This is a genomic window from Leclercia sp. G3L (assembly GCF_021117075.1).
GTDB lineage: Bacteria > Pseudomonadota > Gammaproteobacteria > Enterobacterales > Enterobacteriaceae > Enterobacter > Enterobacter adecarboxylatus_C.
This window is the reverse complement of sequence record NZ_CP088265.1, coordinates 3737250-3753763: the sequence shown is the minus strand read 5'-3', so window position 1 is coordinate 3753763 and position 16514 is coordinate 3737250. Positions and strand designations below refer to the sequence as shown.

Genomic DNA, 16514 nt, shown 5'->3' with positions numbered 1-16514 from the left:
ATAACCCAGCTCCGGCTGGGTTTTTCATTTTAAGGACATCACGAATGGCCATACTTGATGACGATTTAGCGAACGCCGTCACGGAAGGTTTTCGCCAGGCGCAGATTGATATCGTCAACCAGGACCTGATTTTATCGGGCACTGGTGACGTCACCGTTACTCTGGCAAATGGTTCGAAAAAAACGGGCCCCAGCTGGTCGAAGCTGATCACCGCCGCGAACGCGGCAGGGACCAGCGCGACCGCTGCCAAAACCAGTGAGACGAATGCACTGGCTTCCAAAAACGCAGCTGCAACCAGCGCCACGAATGCGGCAACGTCTGAGGGGAATGCTCTCGCGTCGAAGAACGCTGCGAAGACCTCAGAAACCAATGCGAAAACATCTGAGACGAATGCTAAAACGTCAGAGAACAACGCAGGGGCCAGCGCCAGTAGTGCCGCAGCATCGCTGGCCGCCGCGCAGCAGCTGACGTCAGTACCTTATGAGGACGCCCCATACCCTGACGTCTGGGCGCCACTCAGTGATGATCTGCGCCTGCTGGCTGGCTTTGCGCCATACGATACCCTGACCATTTCGGGAAAAGTTCTGGAACTACCTTCAAAGTCGATGACTTTTGTCCGCTCAACCTCAGCGACGTATATTGATAAGTCAGGAATGCTTCAGACGGCATCTATTAACGAACCGCGCTTTGAGCGAGGAGGGTTATTAGTCGAAGGGCAAGGCACCAACTATTTTCTTAATAGCGATGACGCGTCAAAGTGGTCCAGTTCATCCTCTTTGACGAAGACTGTTATTGCTGCCGATGGTACAACTCAGGCCGCTACTTGCAAAGGTGTGATTAACACTGCTGTTAATGTGTCAAATTTTGGATTGTCCACCAATATAAGTGCCATAACTGGAGGGTTTATAACTGTATCGTGTAGGGTAAAAGGCAATTACGGACTTCTACGCCTTGCTTTTATGCAAGATGGTACAGCAACAAGCGTGGCGTTTTTCGATGTTATCACGGGAGCATTATCCGGGTCAGCCCCAACGAATGTGACAATAAATACATCTTTAGGCTCTGATGGCTATGCGTTAATTTCAGCCACACTCACGGTTCCTGTGACTGCAACATATGCAGTCTATTTATCTGTAGCTAAAGCGGCAGCGGACTCTGTAATACCGGTTGGTTCTGAATATTACGTGCAGATGCCACAGGTTGAAAAGGCTCCAATAGCAACCAGCTATATCCCGACGGGTTCGGCAGCGGCTACACGAACCAGTGACTTTTTAGCGTTACAGCCTTCCGGAAATATTGGCTACAGAACAATAGGTGATCGCTTCAATAGAACCACAGCCTTCGAAATTGCGATTAATAAATATTTTATGCCAACTGCTGGGTACGCTGATCTTGTTCAAGCCATTGGTGTCGCAAACGACATTATTCTGAGAGCCCACCCTACGTCGTTGATTTCTTATATCGGATCTTCCGGAGCCACTATCTCAGTAACGTATCCATTTCCGGCAAAGGTCTATGCACAGACAATTGATACAACAAACACAACCACTATCTATTTTGATGGAAAATCTAATGCAAGGATGATTGATCCAACAACACCAGGGGGCATTCCTACGTCGTTGCGAATTTCAGGAAACCCAAGCATCGTCTATCACATCCGCAACTTCCGAATCTGGCATCGCGTACTTACAGACAATCAAATTAAAGGACTTCGCTGATGAAAGACTTATATCTGCGCTTCGCTGACGCCGAAGAAATGCACGCACAATTAATCGCGGCGGGATTTATTGATGATGAACAGCAGGGCTGTTTATACCACCCGGATATCTGCCTGGATGTCATCGGGGTTATTACCATCGTCAGCGATATTGAAAATCCGGGGCAGGAAAACGAGTTAATAAAATATTCCGGGGAACCCGGTTATCACGCCAATATCCGGGTAATGAATGACGGGCTTGATTTATCACCGCTGGATGAATTCATCGTGACACCCAAAACGCCTGCTCGTGTCTGGGCATAAGGAAATTACATGGCAAACCGAATTGACAGCATTGAACTGACGCAGGCCAATGGTACATGGATATCATTAATCAACAGCGCATCAGTGCCAGGTAATAGCACGTCTACTTTAGGTGGTCAGATACGCTCTCAATTTAATATCGCAGGAGCCGAGGCCGCTTCTGCTTTGTTTGAAGCATTGTATTTTAAGGACGCTGCCGGGGCTATTACCCGTCGGGGCCGTATCACTGTCAAAGGGGGAACCCCTCCGGCTGACGCCGATGTCGTAGAGATTGGGCAAAATGGGCAGATATTCTGTAACGGGGCAGTATTTAAGGGACAGACCGGAATATCACCCTCATTGCAACTGTTCGGGAATACTAACGCGGGCGTTTTCGTGAACAGTTATCCCTACAATAAAGCGGGTGAGCCCTATACGCGCAGGATTATGAGAATAGGTGCTTCAAGTTCCGCCAGTCAGGACATCGCGTCTATATCCGTGGCTGGCGGGTATACCTGTCGGGCCGGGACAGGTGGGATTGATAATCACGATAACGCCTTCAATTTCAACTGGTTGAATAGCACGCTAATAGCCTACATTGACTCATCAAACGTAGGTACTATCCAGATGCAAAGTACCTGTGATGCCGAACTTAAAAAGAACAAGGTATACGTTACTGACAAAATGGCTGCGCTGACGGAGGTTTTGCAGTGGAAGCCGGCTACCTTTAAGTACAAAGCGCGTGGCATCCTGCCGGAGAGTGAAACCAAACTCAGCTTCATTGCAAACGACCTGGCTGAGACTTCACCAGAAACTGTCAAGGGTGAGGGCATCTCTCCTGGAGAGGATATTCATGACAATGCGGTATTTGCAAAAAGTTACATTCTGGATAAAGACGCCATGATCGCTAAGCTGACATTAGCGCTACAGGCGACAAACCAGAAGTTAGACAAGCTGCAGGCTGAGGTTCAGGCGCTGAAAGCGTAACGGCACCAGGATGTTCATCAGTAATTATCATCAGCAGCATTTCGATGTCTTTGAAGAAAAAAAAGCCCGCACGGGAGCGGGCACAACTCCCTTAGCTTTGTTATTAATCCTGCGTTCATGACGCAGGTAGTTAACATATCGGCGGCATTAGCCATTACTTTAGGTAGGAAGCATTAGCGCTTCGTTTAAAATCATCTAAATTTAATGAAGGTGAATCCCCCTATGCGGCGGGGCAATCCAGTTCTGTAGGTGTAAATATGCTTGCGGCTCGTATAGCTGGTAACGAGTCACCGGGAGGCACCCGGCACCTGTATCAGAGTAAGCTGTTTGTTTGTGCTGATTTCATTTGCCTGCTTAATCGGCAGGCCTTTTTTACGACGTTGATAAGGAGTTTCGGATGGCAATGTTGCGTTTTTAGCCGGTTTGTTTGTGCTTATCGTGTCGGGGCTTATCGGTCTTTCAAGGGCGTTATTAAACATCTGGTGCGGTCCGGAGCATCATTAAAACCATTCAGAATGACGCCTGAACCGGCTCCAAATATCTGTATTGTCCGGGGCTTTTGGTATCGGGCCAGAAGCATAATAAAGGCAGTGAAGTGATGTTCATTTGAGCACATTGAAAGGGTTTTGAGGCTGGTTCAGCCAACAGTCTGAGGGCAAACTTGTTATGAAATTCATCTGTCCTGCTTGCAAAAGTAATCGGTTCTTTTTCACCTCCTTCAATCCCGAGCAAAATCTGCCACACGGCGCGGTATGTTCCGTATGCGGAACCCGGCTTACTAAGCGCTCCATCCTTCCAACTCCGCGCAGAAGGCGATGGCCTAAACAGGTGGTTTAATCATTTGTGACACGAAGCGGCTTGCGATGATCGATGCAGTCCTTAAGGGTTTACATGACTCATTCCGAAACCAGCCACATATTGGCTTCTTCGAAAACTTCTCCCAGTATGCCCGGCATCGGCTTAACCTCTGTCTCCGAAAAAGTTCTATGCACTCGCTTGGTTAATTCGGCAGTACAAGCAGATGTTCAGCAGTAATTATCAATAGGCACAGCCTCCTTGCCCTGGCCCCTTCTTAAAATTACTGTGTGAATAAACAGTAATAATAATTGAGAGGTCACCATGCCCCGCCGTTCCGACATTCACGCCGCATTTGTGGCCGCAATACAGCTAAACCCCAAGGGCTACCGGTGCTTGCGCACTGAAGACTTTATCCGACAACTGGCAAAGGTCCATTGGCATTTCAGCCGGACCGACGCTAACGAGTGGATACAACGCTACCAGCCAGATTTCACGGATAAGACAACTGACGGAACCGACAATCACTACTGGATCCTGCGCAACATGGGGATGGTTCACTGATGGGTTTCGTATCTCCAGCCACCGATTATGTCGAGCAGCGCCTGTCCCCGGCCAGCATTTGCACCACGAACGAAAGTCGCATCCTGGAAACGTCAACCGGGTTTGCGGTGATCGAACCTGTCAGCCGTCTGGTAAACAATCAGGTGCTGCTGATCCTCAGCGGCGGGCGTACGCAGTTCGCTCGGGTCATGGAAAAAGCGTTAATCACGGATGACGGCGAAGCGATCGAAGGTGATGCAGCTGAAGAGGCTGAGGTTATGAGGCGGGTGATGCACTTTATCAACAGCACTGATGCTGCGATATCTCCTGAGGCGGCATTGGCGCAGTTTTGAGACATATGTACGATAGAAAAATTCCGAAGATTGGCAATAGATCTCTTTATATTTGCATTCAAATTTTGTTTATTATGTATTTACATAACGTAAATTTATAAAATTTAATAAAAACAACTCAGGTTGCTTATTTTTAAAGATGCATTTAATATATATGTTATAAATTGCAAAGCTCATTAAGGGATTCCCCAGTGAATATTGATAAAATGAAGATCCAGCATGCCGAGATTATCCATAAAATTAGCCGCCTCAGGGAGCTTAGCCGGGCGGGTGTGACGGCTCATGCGCAAGAAATCGCTCAAACCGTTATCAGTATGAGTTCTGTGATTAAAGTACACCTTTCTGCCGAAGATCAGTTTTTATATCCTTATCTGGAAAAGGTGAACGATCAAAAGCTAAAAACAATGAGCGTAAGTTTTCAGCGCGAGATGGCTGATATTGTTGCCGAGTATGAAAAGTTTTCCCGTCGCTGGAATACGGCAAATAAGCTTATCAATTGTGACGAGGCATTTCGCCGCGACGCGAATGTAGTGTTGCGCAAGGTGCATGAACGAATGCAGCGCGAGGATCATAATTTTTATCCGCTGGTAGAGCAGCTTTAAAAAAGGGCGGCAATGGTTCATCCAATACGGGAATTTGGTTTCCCGTATCCAGAAAGGTATGAAAAGGACTTGGTAAAAGCTGGCACTACTCCGAAACTAACCACATATCGGATTCTTCAAACATTTCCTCCAGCATGCGGTTCAGCTTCTCCCGATCGCTTTTGCTGGCATCTCTGTTTAAGCCGTTCGTTTGCATCGATTTGCCCGGCTGTCGAACGCAGTTCACTAAGCTCAGAGGCAAGGCATTAATCACGGATGATGGCGTGGTGTGCTGTTATATTGGGGCATGGATGGGGCATGGATGGGGCATAAAAGTACCGCAGGTGATATGCAAAAGAACAAATGGATGCATTTCACGAGCGGCAAGTTACTGTTAAATACTCAGGAATTAAGGACAATCCCACAAAGACCCGTCACAGCGCTTTAAATTATGGACTTCCAGCTCTATTCGCTGGGCGCAGCATTGGTCTTTCACGAGATCTTCTTCCCGGAACAGTCGGCCGCGATGGCGCTTATTCTGGCGATGGGTACCTATGGCGCCGGCTATATCGCCCGTATTGTCGGGGCCTTTATTTTCGGCAAAATGGGCGACCGCGTGGGGCGTAAGAAGGTGCTGTTTATCACCATCACCATGATGGGGATCTGTACTACCCTAATCGGCGTGCTGCCGACCTATGCGCAGATTGGTATCTTCGCACCGGTGCTGCTGGTGACGCTGCGTATTATCCAGGGTCTGGGGGCTGGCGCGGAGATCTCCGGTGCCGGCACCATGCTGGCAGAGTACGCGCCGAAAGGGAAACGCGGCATTATCTCTTCGCTGGTGGCGATGGGCACCAACTGCGGCACCCTCAGCGCTACAGCCATCTGGGCAGTGATGTTTTTCTTCCTTGACCGCGAAGAGCTGCTTGCCTGGGGATGGCGCGTGCCGTTCCTTGCCAGCGTAGTGGTGATGATCTTTGCTATCTGGCTGCGAATGAACCTCAAGGAGAGCCCGGTATTTGAGCAGGTCAACGCCGAAGAAGCGCCGGTACAGGCTGCTGCGCAGGAAAGTACGCTGGGTGCGATGGTGAAGAGCAAATCCTTCTGGCTGGCGACCGGGCTGCGTTTCGGCCAGGCGGGTAACTCCGGTCTGATCCAGACGTTTCTCGCCGGTTACCTGGTGCAGACGCTGCTGTTCAATAAAAGCATTCCGACCGATGCCTTAATGATCAGCTCGATCCTTGGGTTTATTACCATCCCGCTGCTGGGCTGGCTGTCGGATAAAATCGGCCGTCGTCTGCCTTATATTGTGCTGAATATTTCCGCCATTATTCTGGCTTACCCGATGCTGTCGATTATTGTCGATAACTCCTACACCCCGGGCGTTATCATGACCTCGATTATCGTGATCCATAACTTTGCGGTACTCGGACTCTTTGCCCTGGAAAATATCACCATGGCCGAGATGTTCGGCTCACGAAACCGCTTCACCCGCATGGCGATCTCAAAAGAGGCGGGCGGTCTGGTGGCGGTTGGCTTTGGTCCGGTGCTGGCGGGAATTTTCTGCAACATGACCGGCTCCTGGTGGCCAATTGCGGTTATGGTGGTGGTCTATTCCGCTATCGGTCTTATCTCCGCCCTCCTGATGCCAGAAGTGCGTGACCGTGACCTGAGCATCCTGGAGGATGCCGCGGAAGACAAATCTGCCGCGCTGGGCGTTAACAATAAGCATCGCGTCATCTCCTGACGCCTGAAGGCTCTCCTGTAAATGCAGGAGAGCCTTTTTTTATCCCCCCTAAAACAACAAAAACAGGTGGCCCCTTCAGGGAATTAACTGGATTTTTTTCAGGTAAGGAAACTGTATGTCTCGTGCAAAGAAAAACATCACCATTCCGGTGAGTATTGGATACGGATTAACCGATATTATGGGCGGCGGCGCCTTTACCGTGATTGGCGCCTGGCTGTTATTTTTCTACACCACCTTTGTGGGCTTATCGCCGATGGAAGCGGCATCGATTGTGGCCATCGCCCGTATTGTCGACGCGGTAGTCAGCCTGTTTATGGGCAGCCTGACCGACCACTTTTACAAGAACTATTTTGGTAAAAAATTTGGCCGCCGGCGCTTTTTCCTGCTGATTGGCGCGCCGCTGATGCTGGTCTACGCCTTGCTGTGGCTCGACGGCATGAGTTACGGCTTTTATCTGGCGGTCTATCTGGCGTTTGAAATCATTGCCGCCATGGTGCTGATCCCGTGGGAAACCCTGCCATCAGAGATGACCAAAGAGTTTAATGGACGCACCAAATTATCCACCTGCCGCATGTTTTTGTCGGCGTCCGGCACCTTTCTGGCGACCTTTATTCCCGGGCTGTTGATCGGCTATTTTGGCGAGCAGAGCGCCAGTGCCTATCTGATTAACGGCGTCATCTTCGCCGTGCTGTTCATGGTCTGCGTCTTTATCTCGTGGAAAGTGACCTGGGAGCGGGAGATCACCCCGGAGATGCAGGCGGAACTGGAAAAGTCTGCGTTACCCACCAGCCTGGCTGACAAACTGAATGCCATTGGCGAGCTGTTTAAATCCTACGCCTCGACGCTTAAAATCCGCGCCTTCAGAAAGCATCTGGCGATCTATCTGCTGTCATTCACCGGTAAAGACGTCTACAACACCGTGTTTGTCTTTTTCTGCGTCTACTGCCTTAACGTTTCGTCATCGCTGGCGGGAAGCCTGCTGTCGATGAGTATCGTGGGACTGCCGGTGACGCTGATTGCCGGCCTTGGGATCATCAAATACGGTCCGGCCCGGCTGTATGTCTTCGCCTATGCGGTGATGATGCTGTGCCTGGCCGGTTTCCTCGCGGTGTATCAGATCCCCGCGTTGAATACCGTGGCCACGCTGTTCATCCTTGCCGGGCTGCATCAGGTAGGCCGCTGCGTGCTGGAGTTCACCCCGTGGAACGTTTTCCCGTTCATTCCTGATATTGACGAAATGGTCAGCCGCCAGCGCCGGGAAGGGCTGTTCGCCGCGGTGATGACCTTCTCGCGCAAAACCACGGTCGCCATTGCCACCTTCGTGGTCGGCTTTCTGCTGCAAACCGGCGGCTTCGTGAAGGGGAGTCAGGTCCAGCCGCCGGAAGCGATTCACATGATTGCCATGCTGATGTTTATCGGCACGGCTGGACTGCTGATCCTCGCCCTCTGGCAGGCCCTGACGTTCCGTCTGAACAAACAGACTCACCAGATTTTTGTGGAAGAGGTGGAACGCCTGCGGGCTAACGGATCCAAAGCGGCGGTTGAACCGCACGTGCGGCGCATTGTTGAGGATCTGACGGGCTATGACTATGACAGGCTCTGGACGGAAACGGATTCACTGTCAGAGAAGCCACCTGAGAGCGTCACCAGCCTCGGTTGAATGGTCTACAACATTTTAATGCTGTCACACAACTTTCAATTGATGTCACACCAGATGGTGAAAAGTTAACGTAAATCAATATCGACCTATCAACAATCAGTATGGTTAACGGCAGAGAATTTTTTATGCCGTCTACCATTCTAGTTGGGTTAGTAAGCCGGGGCGGAGCAGCAATATCGGCCCGGATCCATCGCTTAATCACATTAACGAGTACTATCATGAAAAATCCGTTATTACATGCGCAAGCCACGCTTCCTCATTACAACCGCGATGCCCTGCAGTCGCGCATCGTGCATCTGGGTTTTGGCGCTTTCCATCGCGCTCATCAGGCGGTGTACGCCGATATGCTGGCAGCAGACCACGGCAGCGACTGGGGATACTGCGAGGTTAACCTGATTGGCGGCGAGCAGCAGATCGCGGATCTTAAGGCCCAGGACAATCTTTACACCGTCGCCGAAATGTCAGCCGATGCCTGGACGGCGCGGGTGGTAGGGGTGGTTAAAAAAGCCCTGCACGCCCAGGTGGATGGGCTGGAAGCGGTGCTGGCTGCCATGTGTGAACCGCAGGTCGCGATCGTCTCGTTGACCATCACCGAGAAAGGCTACTGCCACGCGCCTGCCACCGGTCAGTTGATGCTGGATCACCCGCTGATCGCCGCCGATCTGCAGAATCCGCATCGGCCAGTTTCCGCGGTGGGCGTGGTGGTGGAGGCGCTGGCTCGACGTAAAAACGCCGGACTGCCAGCCTTTACCGTGATGTCCTGCGACAACATGCCGGAGAACGGCCACGTGATGCGCAATGTCACCTGTGCCTATGCCCGGGCGGTTAACAGTGAGCTGGCCGACTGGATTGAGGCCAACGTGACCTTCCCGTCCACTATGGTCGACCGTATTGTGCCTGCTGTCACCGCTGACACCCTGAGCAAAATCGAACAGATCACCGGCGTGCGCGATCCGGCCGGGGTGGCCTGCGAGCCGTTCCGTCAGTGGGTCATCGAAGATAACTTTGTCGCCGGGCGTCCGGCCTGGGAGAAAGCCGGGGCCGAACTGGTGGCTGACGTGATCCCGTTTGAAGAGATGAAGCTGCGCATGCTCAACGGCAGTCACTCGTTCCTGGCGTATCTGGGCTATCTGGCGGGCTATCAGCATATTAACGACTGCATGGAAGACGCGAACTACAGGCGCGCCGCCCACGCGCTGATGTTGAACGAGCAGGCCCCGACGCTGAAAGTCACCGGGGTGGATCTGGCACGTTACGCCGATCTGCTGATCGAGCGTTACAGCAACCCGGCGCTACGCCACCGTACCTGGCAGATCGCTATGGACGGTAGCCAGAAACTGCCGCAGCGTATGCTGGACTCCGTGCGCTGGCACCGGGTGCATCAGAAATCCTTCCCGCTGCTGGCGCTGGGCATTGCCGGGTGGATGCGCTATGTCGGCGGCGTCGATGAGCGTGGCGAGGCTATCGAAGTGTGCGATCCGCTGCTGCCGGTGATCCAGGCGGCGGTACAGGGCAGTGCGGAAGGCGAAAGCCGCGTCAAAGCCCTGCTGGGGATTGAGACCATTTTCGGGAAGGAGCTCCCGCTGGATGCGGTGTTTGTTGACGCCGTGATGAGTGCTTACGCTGCGTTGCTGAAGAACGGGGCGAAAGCTACCGTTGCCCACTACGCCGCGCAGATCTAATGCTCTCTCATGCCGCCGCTCGCGGCGGCATGATCTTATTCGCACACTTCTTTACGCAGACCGCTTATTTCCTGACCCTGCTGTTTAACCTTCGTTTGATAAACGCGTGTCACTCTGAATATCGTTAATAAAACATTATCGATATAAGGAGAAGGCGTATGTATAAAAAAATTTTGATGCCTGTCGATGTATTTGAAATGGATTTAAGTGATAAGGCTGTGCGTCATGCCGCGTTTCTGGCGCGGGCGGATAATGCCGAAATTACGCTATTAAACGTCCTCCCGGTCAACAGCCGCGCCATGCTGCGTGGCTTCTCTTCGGATATCATTAAATTCGAAGCGTATATGACCGCAGAATCAAATAAAAAGATGAATGAGTTAAAACGACTCTTTGATATTCCGCCTGACAGTATTCACACCGCGGTGCGTTTTGGCAGCGTACGCGATGAAATTATCGCGATGGGTGCCGAAGGGGAGTTCGATATTATTGTTATCGGCTCGAAAAAACCGGGGGTAACGACCCATCTGTTGGGCTCGAACGCCGAATCGGTATTACGCTATGCCAAAATTCCGGTCTTAGTGGTGCGCTAAATAACTTACCGCATCCCGGGCATTTGACGGGATGCGGACCCATTACTCTTCGCTAAACCAGTCGCTGTTTTCCTGACGAATTAACTGCACCGACTCGCCAATTTCCTGCAGATGCAGGGTCATCGCTTTTTCTACCGCATCGGCGTCGCGTTTTTCCAGCGCGCTGAAAATATCCAGATGCTGACGCAGCAGCATCTCCGGCGGCGAGACGTGATCGAGGCTCATGTAACGCACGCGGTCCATGGTTGCCTTAATATTCTCGATGGTGTCCCAGGCCAGCTGGCAGTCGGCAATTTGTGCCAGTTTCTGGTGAAACTCGTCGTCAAGCAGGAAAAAATCATTCAGCTGTTTGCGCTCAATGGCGATGCGTTGCTGATGCAGGTTCTGCTCGATCAGGTAACACTGATGATCGTCGATAAGGTTCGCTGCGCGTCGTACCACGGCGCACTCAATGGCCTGACGGACGAAACAGCCATTACGCACCTGGGTGAGGGAGATCTTATTCACGTAGCTGCCGCGCTGGGGGCGGATCTGAATCAGACCGTTTTCAGCCAGCTTAATAAAGGCTTCACGAACCGGCTGGCGAGAGACATCAAAACGGACCGACACCTCTTTTTCAGAGAGCGGGGTGCCCGGCGGGATCAGACAGTGCACAATGTCGCTGCGCAAAATACGGTAAATCTGCTGATTAACGGGTTGGGTCGGATTGAGTTGCGATTCAGCGGCCATTGGTTGTGATTTCTCAAAGAATTAACCGGTAAATACTACCATTCTTTTGCCCGGCATCCCAGTCCCGGCCCTAAGGCCGGGCGGGGAAAGGTCATCCGCGATGGACGCTGAGACCGGCAAAACTCTGGCTGACCGGCATCATTTCAACGGTGTTAATGTTGACGTGTTTTGGCAGGGTGGCCACCCACCAGACGGCTTCAGTGACATCATCCGGCGTCAGGGCGGTGGTGTTCTCGTAGGTTTTACCGGCTTTATCGTCATCGCCTTTAAAGCGCACGTTGGAGAACTCCGTCCCGCCGACCAGGCCTGGCTCGATATCCGTCACGCGGATGGCGGTGCCGTGCAGGTCGGTGCGCAGATTCAGGCTGAACTGGCGCACAAAGGCTTTGGTCGCGCCGTAGACGTTACCGCCTGCGTAAGGCCAGCTGCCCGCGGTTGAGCCAATGTTGATCACATGACCACGGTTACGTTCGACCATTCCGGGCAGGACGGCACGGGTCATATAGACCAGGCCTTTGTTATTGGTGTCGATCATCGTTTCCCAGTCTTCCACGCTGGCTTTGTGGGCAGGCTCCAGCCCCAGCGCCAGCCCGGCATTGTTAACCAGTACGTCGATGTCACGCCATTCAGCCGGCAGGTTAGCCATCATCTCTTCAATGGATGCGCGGTTACGCACGTCCAGCTGCGCGGTCAGAATGTTCTCTCCGAGCTCCTCTTTCAGCTCCTGCAGACGCTCCTGACGACGACCGGTGGCAATCACCTTATGCCCGTTGGCGACGAAGCGACGCGTGATGCTTTCACCAAAACCCGCTGTCGCCCCGGTAACTAATATAATCATCTCACTGTTCCTCAACGCTTTTTGTGTTTTACTACCATAGCATGTGATCTGACGCAGAGTAAGGCGACATTTTGCCCCCTTTGGGTCACAGAGATTGCAGCGACTGCCGGGCTGGCCTACTCTGGTGAAATTCATCGTATTCAGGAGTCTGATATGTCTGGCACTAACCCTTTTACCGCAAGCAGCCTTTTGCCGTACCAGGCACCGCATTTTGATCTGATTGACGACAGCCACTATCGCCCGGCCTTCGACGACGCCATCCGCCAGAAGCGCGAAGAGATCGCCGCAATCACCGGGTCTGCGGCGGCGCCTGACTTTAACAATACCGTGCTGGCGCTGGAGAACAGCGGCGGCCTGCTGAGCCGGGTGAGCAACGTCTTCTTTGCCATGACCTCGGCACATACTAATGACTATCTGCAGCAGCTGGAGGAGGCTATCGCCACCGAACTGGCGGCGCTGTCCAATGATATCTGGCTGAACGACGCGCTCTTTGCCCGGGTGGATGCTGTCTATCACGCGCGGCAGACGATGGCTCCGGACGCAGAGTCCCTGCGCCTGATCGAGGAGCTGCACCAGCGCTTTATCCTGGCCGGTGCTCGCCTGGGAGAGGCGCAAAAACAGGCGCTGAAAGCAATTAATACGGAGTCTGCCGCCCTCACCAGCCAGTTTAACCAGCGTTTGCTGGCGGCTGATAAAGCGGGCGGGCTGGTGGTGGATTATCCTCATCAGCTGGATGGCATGAGCCAGGCAGAGCAGGCGGCAGCAGCCCAGGCGGCAGCGGAGAAGGGGCTTAGCGATCGCTGGCTCATTCCGCTGCTCAACACCACCCAGCAACCGGCCCTGCAACAGCTACGCGATCGCCAGACCCGGGAAAATCTGTTCAACGCGGGCTGGCTGCGCACGCAAAAAAACGATGCCAACGATACCCGTGAGCTGGTACGTCGTCTGGTAGCGCTGCGGGCGCGTCAGGCTGAACTGCTGGGCTTCGACAGCTATGCCAGCTGGAAAATTGCCGACCAGATGGCGAAAACGCCCGACGCCGCGCTGGCGTTTATGCGCGGCATTGTCCCGGCCGCGCGCGGGCGCGCATTGCAGGAGCAGGCCGATATCCAGAAGGTGATTGATGATGAACAGGGCGGATTTAACGTGCAGGCCTGGGACTGGTCGTTTTATGCCGAACGCGTGCGGCTGGCGAAGTACGCCATGGATGAATCACAGGTCAAACCCTATTTTGCCCTCAACCGGGTGCTGAGCGACGGCGTCTTCTGGACGGCGACCCAGCTGTTCGGCATTACCTTTGTCGAGCGCAACGACATCCCGGTTTATCATCCTGACGTGCGCGTCTGGGAAATCTTCGACCACCACGGGGAAGGGATGGCGCTATTTTACGGCGACTTCTTCGCCCGCGACTCGAAAGGCGGCGGGGCGTGGATGGGGAATTTTGTCGAACAGTCCCATGAATCTGGCACCCGTCCGGTGATCTATAACGTCTGCAACTATCAAAAGCCGGCGGAGGGCGAGCCGGCGCTGATCTCCTGGGATGATGTGATCACCCTGTTCCATGAATTTGGTCATACCCTGCACGGACTGTTTGCAAGCCAGCGTTACGCTACGCTCTCCGGGACCAACACGCCGCGCGATTTTGTCGAATTCCCGTCGCAAATCAACGAACACTGGGCCAGCCATCCGCAGGTCTTTGCCCACTATGCCCGCCACTATGAAACCGGGGAGCCGATGCCAGACGCCCTGCGCGAGAAAATGCTCAGTGCGACCCAGTTCAATAAAGGCTATGACATGACCGAGCTGCTCAGCGCCGCGCTGCTGGACATGAACTGGCACGGGTTAGCCGCCAGCGAAGCGCCAGAGGATGTTGAGGCCTTTGAAACCGCAGCCCTGGAGCGCGAACAGCTGCATCTCTCCGCGATACCGCCGCGCTATCGCAGCAGCTACTTCGCCCATATCTTCGGCGGCGGCTATGCGGCGGGCTATTACGCCTATCTCTGGACGCAAATGCTGGCCGACGATGGCTACCAGTGGTTTGTGGAAGAGGGCGGCCTGACCCGCGAAAACGGGCAGAAATTCCGCGAGGCGATTTTGTCCCGTGGCAATAGCACTGATTTAGCTGAACTTTATCGTGCATGGCGCGGGCACGATCCGCAGATCGAGCCGATGCTGGTGAATCGCGGGTTGAGCGCGTAGAGGTTTTTTCAGGCTGGAAAGAGAACCGGGCGCGATGCCCGGTTTTTTGTCCGTTTTTTTCTTCCCCAAAACTCCTCCAAAATTTCTCCCCAAAATGAATCCTTAAATTCTGCGAAATTTGCAGGGGGATACGGTTCAATAATTCACGTAGTGCCCGGCGTTTCATACATCAGGCTTCAGAACTATGCGCAGCCGAGAAATCGGCCTGACCGTCTTTGATGCCGCTTTAGCGTGGTTTTTTTGCAACAGTCTGGTCCGCTATGAGCGAAGAGCGGACATTACATCAGCAATAAAGAAAAGAAAGGCACCTTGCCTGGAAAGATGCCAAAAGATAGGTTTACTTCACTGATTCAATTTTAGGTGGTTGCCAGGTGCCGTCCAGAATCGGCTGTTCACCCCAGTATGCGCGAATATAAAGGGACAGGTTGCCGTCAGGCGCCGGTAGCCAGTTATTGACTTTATCTTCTGATGGGCGGGTTTTGCTGACATACAGGGTCAGGGAGCCGTCGTCGTTGTACTTCAGGTTTTTGTTTTTGGTGCCCAGGGAGAAGCGGTTCAGTTCGTTAGGACTGAACAGATGTTTGCTGTTATAGAGCGTTAACGACCAGAACCCTTTCACCGGCGGCAGTTCGCCTTTGGCAAAGGTCACCGTGTAATCGTGGTCGCCGGAAAGTTGGTTACCCGCGGCATCATTATCGGTATAGAAGTACTGGGTTTCGTTCGGTTTGTTATCGAACATATTCGATTTAGATGTGCCGGTACGGTTGTAGTAGTCCACCCCAAACTCGGCGTTGTTTTTCGAGCGATTCCAGCCGTTGCCCGCCGGTACGCCGTTGTTCTTCCACTTAAAGAAATCCGCAATGACGGTTTTATCCGTCTCAACGGCAGCAGCATCCATCCATTTGCGAATTTCCGGGTTTTTCTTGCCAGCTTCGACAAGGTGACGGAACTGGGCGTACATGGCTTCTTCGCCAGGCAGTGGTGGCACTTTTTCCAGAACATTGGCGAACTGGTCGAAGAATTTCTCCGGAATGACCCAGCGCGTCTCGCCTGCGCTGGCATCCGGTTTATCGCCGATCGCCGGGATTTTCGAGTATTCGAATGATTTCATTTTGCCGTCAAACTGACTCAGCGGGTAGGTCATAATCTCTTTGATCGGGGCCTGAATCGCCGCCCGGTCTTCCGGGGTGTCATCCATCTGGACGCGAGGAATAACGTTAGCCATCTCGGTAGAGGACTGAATCACACCGGTAATGCCCTGCGGTGTTTCCCCTTTCCATTTGGGCCCGACAAGCAGATAGAAACCGGGTTTGGTGGCGTAAGGCTTACCGACGTTACCAATCTGATTGGTGCGGGCATCGTAAATGGCATAGACCCAGAACCGATCGCCGAAATCGGGAACCTGAATGACAATCGGCTCTTTATCAAGTTCGAAGAAGCCCAGACCGTACGCCACGTCCTGGTTTGGACAGGTGACGAAGGTCTCCTCCGGCTTGATGTAGTCCGTCAGCATACTGAGCTGGCCCATCGGCGCAACCGGCACCATGCCGCCGTTCAGCGCCGGGTAAGGCGCTTTGGTGATGGTTTCACGACGGTTAAACTGATTGACCATTGGCCAGCCCCAGATATAGGCCTGCTGCGCGATGGCCTTTACATAGCTCTCCGGCATGGTGACATCAGCCGAAGGTTGCGTGAGTTGATCGAACTGGGTGGCATGAGGAATGGTCAGCGGTTCGGTTTGTGCGAACGCACCCGCACTCAGCGTCAGCGTCGTAAACAGCGCCAGATATTTTATTTTCATCACGTTATTC

The 16514-nt window shown here is 53.0% G+C and carries 14 protein-coding genes and 2 pseudogenes; 11 read left to right on the top strand and 5 right to left on the bottom strand.

Annotated features, from left to right (window positions below; all coding sequences use genetic code 11):
- Window positions 1-44: 44 nt before the first annotated feature.
- From LRS40_RS19365 to LRS40_RS19355, 3 genes are read left to right on the top strand one after another with little or no spacing between them, the layout of a single operon-like run.
- Complete coding sequence (locus LRS40_RS19365) at window positions 45-1718, top strand: hypothetical protein (RefSeq protein ID WP_231312407.1); 1674 nt, start codon at window positions 45-47, stop codon at window positions 1716-1718.
- Window positions 1718-2020: a hypothetical protein gene (locus LRS40_RS19360; RefSeq protein WP_231312406.1), complete on the top strand. Its 303-nt coding sequence runs from the start codon at window positions 1718-1720 to the stop codon at window positions 2018-2020. The genes LRS40_RS19365 and LRS40_RS19360 overlap by 1 nt, the downstream gene beginning before the upstream one ends.
- A 9-nt stretch (window positions 2021-2029) precedes the next feature.
- Window positions 2030-2986, top strand: coding sequence for a tail fiber domain-containing protein (locus LRS40_RS19355; RefSeq protein WP_231312405.1), 957 nt, complete (start codon window positions 2030-2032; stop codon window positions 2984-2986).
- 287 nt (window positions 2987-3273) lie between these two features.
- On the opposite strand, the gene LRS40_RS19350 is transcribed toward LRS40_RS19355, so the two are convergent.
- A complete protein-coding gene (locus LRS40_RS19350) occupies window positions 3274-3465 on the bottom strand; it encodes a hypothetical protein (RefSeq protein WP_231312404.1) in 192 nt (63 codons plus the stop codon).
- Window positions 3466-4105: 640 nt separating this feature from the next.
- Between LRS40_RS19350 and LRS40_RS19340 the strand changes: the two genes are divergently transcribed.
- The 3 genes from LRS40_RS19340 to LRS40_RS19330 all read left to right on the top strand — a co-directional run bounded on the left by LRS40_RS19340 (window position 4106) and on the right by LRS40_RS19330 (window position 5279).
- Complete coding sequence (locus tag LRS40_RS19340) at window positions 4106-4345, top strand: hypothetical protein (RefSeq protein WP_103179533.1); 240 nt, start codon at window positions 4106-4108, stop codon at window positions 4343-4345.
- On the top strand, window positions 4345-4677 hold the full coding sequence (locus tag LRS40_RS19335) for a hypothetical protein (RefSeq protein WP_103179534.1): 333 nt from the start codon (window positions 4345-4347) through the stop codon (window positions 4675-4677). Before LRS40_RS19340 ends, LRS40_RS19335 begins: the two co-directional genes overlap by 1 nt.
- Window positions 4678-4868: 191 nt before the next feature.
- The gene (locus LRS40_RS19330; RefSeq protein ID WP_103179535.1) at window positions 4869-5279 is read left to right on the top strand and encodes a hemerythrin domain-containing protein; all 411 of its coding nucleotides are present in this window, start codon (window positions 4869-4871) and stop codon (window positions 5277-5279) included.
- 85 nt (window positions 5280-5364) lie between these two features.
- Here LRS40_RS19330 and LRS40_RS19325 read toward each other — a convergent pair.
- Window positions 5365-5481 (bottom strand): annotated as a pseudogene (locus LRS40_RS19325) (DinI-like family protein); the annotation flags it as partial.
- Between the two features lie 228 nt (window positions 5482-5709).
- Between LRS40_RS19325 and LRS40_RS19320 the strand changes: the two are divergent.
- The 4 genes and pseudogenes from LRS40_RS19320 to LRS40_RS19305 form a co-directional block, all read left to right on the top strand.
- Window positions 5710-7005: pseudogene (locus tag LRS40_RS19320) on the top strand (MFS transporter); the annotation flags it as partial.
- 115 nt (window positions 7006-7120) lie between these two features.
- Window positions 7121-8665, top strand: coding sequence for an MFS transporter (locus tag LRS40_RS19315; RefSeq protein ID WP_231312403.1), 1545 nt, complete (start codon window positions 7121-7123; stop codon window positions 8663-8665).
- A 218-nt stretch (window positions 8666-8883) separates the two neighbouring features.
- On the top strand, window positions 8884-10347 hold the full coding sequence (locus LRS40_RS19310) for a mannitol dehydrogenase family protein (protein ID WP_231312402.1): 1464 nt from the start codon (window positions 8884-8886) through the stop codon (window positions 10345-10347).
- Window positions 10348-10505: 158 nt separating this feature from the next.
- The gene (locus LRS40_RS19305; protein WP_231312401.1) at window positions 10506-10937 is read left to right on the top strand and encodes a universal stress protein; all 432 of its coding nucleotides are present in this window, start codon (window positions 10506-10508) and stop codon (window positions 10935-10937) included.
- Window positions 10938-10979: 42 nt separating this feature from the next.
- Here LRS40_RS19305 and LRS40_RS19300 read toward each other — a convergent pair whose 3' ends face one another.
- A complete protein-coding gene (locus LRS40_RS19300; protein WP_142489360.1) occupies window positions 10980-11666 on the bottom strand; it encodes a GntR family transcriptional regulator in 687 nt (228 codons plus the stop codon).
- 91 nt (window positions 11667-11757) lie between these two features.
- On the bottom strand, window positions 11758-12504 hold the full coding sequence (gene ydfG / locus LRS40_RS19295) for a bifunctional NADP-dependent 3-hydroxy acid dehydrogenase/3-hydroxypropionate dehydrogenase YdfG (protein ID WP_142489361.1): 747 nt from the start codon (window positions 12502-12504) through the stop codon (window positions 11758-11760).
- 153 nt (window positions 12505-12657) lie between these two features.
- Here ydfG and dcp point away from each other — a divergent pair, with 153 nt between their 5' ends.
- Window positions 12658-14703 carry a peptidyl-dipeptidase Dcp gene (gene dcp, locus LRS40_RS19290; RefSeq protein WP_231312400.1) on the top strand — a complete coding sequence of 682 codons (2046 nt, stop codon included), beginning with the start codon at window positions 12658-12660 and terminating at the stop codon, window positions 14701-14703.
- Window positions 14704-15040: 337 nt separating this feature from the next.
- On the opposite strand, the gene LRS40_RS19285 is transcribed toward dcp, so the two are convergent.
- On the bottom strand, window positions 15041-16504 hold the full coding sequence (locus tag LRS40_RS19285; protein ID WP_231313920.1) for a DUF1254 domain-containing protein: 1464 nt from the start codon (window positions 16502-16504) through the stop codon (window positions 15041-15043).
- Window positions 16505-16514: the final 10 nt, after the last annotated feature.

Coding starts and splice junctions, on each gene's coding strand:
- LRS40_RS19365 (WP_231312407.1), top strand. CDS start 45: ATGGCCATACTTGATGACGATTTAGCGAACGCCGTCACGGAAGGTTTT.
- LRS40_RS19360 (WP_231312406.1), top strand. CDS start 1,718: ATGAAAGACTTATATCTGCGCTTCGCTGACGCCGAAGAAATGCACGCA.
- LRS40_RS19355 (WP_231312405.1), top strand. CDS start 2,030: ATGGCAAACCGAATTGACAGCATTGAACTGACGCAGGCCAATGGTACA.
- LRS40_RS19350 (WP_231312404.1), bottom strand. CDS start 3,465: ATGTTTAATAACGCCCTTGAAAGACCGATAAGCCCCGACACGATAAGC.
- LRS40_RS19340 (WP_103179533.1), top strand. CDS start 4,106: ATGCCCCGCCGTTCCGACATTCACGCCGCATTTGTGGCCGCAATACAG.
- LRS40_RS19335 (WP_103179534.1), top strand. CDS start 4,345: ATGGGTTTCGTATCTCCAGCCACCGATTATGTCGAGCAGCGCCTGTCC.
- LRS40_RS19315 (WP_231312403.1), top strand. CDS start 7,121: ATGTCTCGTGCAAAGAAAAACATCACCATTCCGGTGAGTATTGGATAC.
- LRS40_RS19310 (WP_231312402.1), top strand. CDS start 8,884: ATGAAAAATCCGTTATTACATGCGCAAGCCACGCTTCCTCATTACAAC.
- LRS40_RS19305 (WP_231312401.1), top strand. CDS start 10,506: ATGTATAAAAAAATTTTGATGCCTGTCGATGTATTTGAAATGGATTTA.
- LRS40_RS19300 (WP_142489360.1), bottom strand. CDS start 11,666: ATGGCCGCTGAATCGCAACTCAATCCGACCCAACCCGTTAATCAGCAG.
- ydfG (WP_142489361.1), bottom strand. CDS start 12,504: ATGATTATATTAGTTACCGGGGCGACAGCGGGTTTTGGTGAAAGCATC.
- dcp (WP_231312400.1), top strand. CDS start 12,658: ATGTCTGGCACTAACCCTTTTACCGCAAGCAGCCTTTTGCCGTACCAG.
- LRS40_RS19285 (WP_231313920.1), bottom strand. CDS start 16,504: ATGAAAATAAAATATCTGGCGCTGTTTACGACGCTGACGCTGAGTGCG.